The sequence below is a fragment of the Sebaldella sp. S0638 genome (assembly GCF_024158605.1).
Lineage (GTDB): Bacteria > Fusobacteriota > Fusobacteriia > Fusobacteriales > Leptotrichiaceae > Sebaldella.
Genome location: NZ_JAMZGM010000228.1, coordinates 1 through 2,070, shown reverse-complemented (window position 1 = coordinate 2,070; position 2,070 = coordinate 1). Strand labels below are relative to the sequence as shown.

Annotated in this window: 3 protein-coding genes; all 3 read right to left on the bottom strand. The window is 29.3% G+C overall.

Annotated elements, in window-relative coordinates; genetic code table 11:
- Positions 1–198: 198 nt before the first annotated feature.
- On the bottom strand, positions 199–1,134 hold the full coding sequence (locus NK213_RS19800; RefSeq protein WP_253352536.1) for a DNA cytosine methyltransferase: 936 nt from the start codon (positions 1,132–1,134) through the stop codon (positions 199–201).
- 41 nt (positions 1,135–1,175) lie between these two features.
- Positions 1,176–1,691: a Bsp6I family type II restriction endonuclease gene (locus NK213_RS19795; RefSeq protein WP_253352534.1), complete on the bottom strand. Its 516-nt coding sequence runs from the start codon at positions 1,689–1,691 to the stop codon at positions 1,176–1,178.
- 93 nt (positions 1,692–1,784) lie between these two features.
- On the bottom strand, positions 1,785–2,070 hold a 286-nt coding region (locus tag NK213_RS19790; RefSeq protein WP_253352532.1), incomplete at its 5' end, for a hypothetical protein.

Sequence of the window (2,070 nt, the reverse complement as noted above, 5' to 3'; positions counted from 1 at the left end):
TTTTAAAAGCTTCTCTCAAATCCTTTTCATACTGAGTTACTTTTTCAGGATTTAAGGCTTTCCAGTCTTTAAATGCTACCTGACTGCTTATATGCTCTTCTTCTATTCTCTGTGCCCATCTCATTAGGGCATGGTCTGTTATGTTCATTTTCCCTCCTTTATTTTTGTAATAAAAAAACAAGACCTTATTTAGTCTTGTTATAAAACTTTTTTTATTTCTTTAGCTATTTTTTCTATAACAGGAACTACAACGGAATTTCCTGCTTGTTTATATAGTTGGGCGTCAGAAACTAATTGTGGTAATTTAAAATTCCTAGGATAACCTTGCAAATTAAAACATTCTCTAGGAGTCAATTTTCTAATTCCATTATCTGTATATATTAAAGGAACATTATGTCCTCCTGTTCCCATATTTGCAGTTAATGTTGGAGATAAATTAGACTTATTTTCCCTAACATATTGACGTCTCCACTGATATAATGTGTGCTTTCCTTTTATTGCTTCTTCTAATTTATCATAAAATTTTTGTTTATCTCTTCTATAATAATATTTTTCATCTTTTAGTCCATCAAAATCTATTACATCAGCTAAATCCTTAGATAATTTTACTGGTTTAGGAAATTTAAACTTTTCTGCCTTCTTTTTATCTAAAAAACCTACTATATATATCCTTTCTCTATTTTGAGGTATTCCATAATCTTTAGCATTCAAAATTTGATGCTTTAATTCATAACCTTTTTCTTTTAGAGCTTCTTTTATTACTTTAAATGTATTTCCCTTATCATGACTCACTAAATTTTTTACATTTTCCAGAAAAACAATTTTAGGTTTTTTGTCTCTTATGATTCTTATTAATTGAAAAAACAATTCTCCTCTTTCATCTTCAAACCCTTTCCTATAACCTGCTAAACTAAAAGCTTGACAAGGAAAACCTGCAATCATAATATCAAATTTAGGTATATCCTTAGTTTTAATGTTATTAATATCCCCTAAGGCAGTTTGACATTCAAAATTTTCTCTAAATGTTTCCATTGCGTATTTATCTATTTCATTAGCCCAAATTACTTCAAACCCTGCTTTTTTGAATCCTAAATCAATTCCCCCTACTCCCGCAAAAAAACTTGCTACTTTCATCTTACCTCCATTTTTAATAGGATAGACAACACACTGCCCTCCTACTTTTTGATAATTTTTTTTTCTCTTAAGTCTAAAATGGAATATTCCTTTATATTATCTATTTCAATAATTTGCTTAATTATAGAAAATCTAGGTCGTCTTCCTGCATTTTGTTGCATTTCCAAAGTTTCCATCTTATTAACTTTCACTTTTTTTAATATCTCATCATTTATCCCTAAATCATAAAAATACATTTTATCTTCTCTTTGATTCAACCTAACAAAATGTAAATCATCAAATTTTTCTTTTGGACTAAAGCTACTTGTATCTCTTTCAAAATTACTTGTAGCCTTAACTTCTATTATCCTATTATTTACCTCATCAAAGGCATCTCCACCAGAACCTTTATTTAATTTAAATCCTGTTACATAACAAAGTAAGGTCTCTGTTATAGTTTCTGGAATATTGACACCTCTGCTATGATTATTTTTTATAAGAGCATTTAATTCTTTCCATAAAAAATATGCTTTAATAGCATCATTAAATCTACTTTTGTCTACTGTTACTAAATCCATATTTATTTTTGAGTGTGTTGTCACAAAATTATATCACAAAAAACATAATTAATAAATATACAAGACTAAATATTCAATTCCCATTGTCCATATTTATATACAAGCTATCCCCTGCCTAAACACCTTCCCCTTATTCTTCTCCAAAAACTCCTGTACCTCATAATTTATCTTAGTCCTATACTTTTCTATATCAAATGCCTTAAACTGTTCTGGATATAATTTTTGTCCTAAAGCCACCAATGTAGGACTTAACTTTATCGCAGATATATGCCAATACTCCATAAATTCATCTATTGGCATATTCTCCCTCTGCTGATGATGTTTCCTGCATAAAGTCCAACCTCTCAACTGTAATCCGTCATCATATTTCCTTGCTCCT

Excerpts from the sequence above, each read along its gene's own strand:
- NK213_RS19795 (WP_253352534.1), bottom strand. The coding sequence starts at position 1,691 with ATGGATTTAGTAACAGTAGACAAAAGTAGATTTAATGATGCTATTAAA.
- NK213_RS19800 (WP_253352536.1), bottom strand. The coding sequence starts at position 1,134 with ATGAAAGTAGCAAGTTTTTTTGCGGGAGTAGGGGGAATTGATTTAGGA.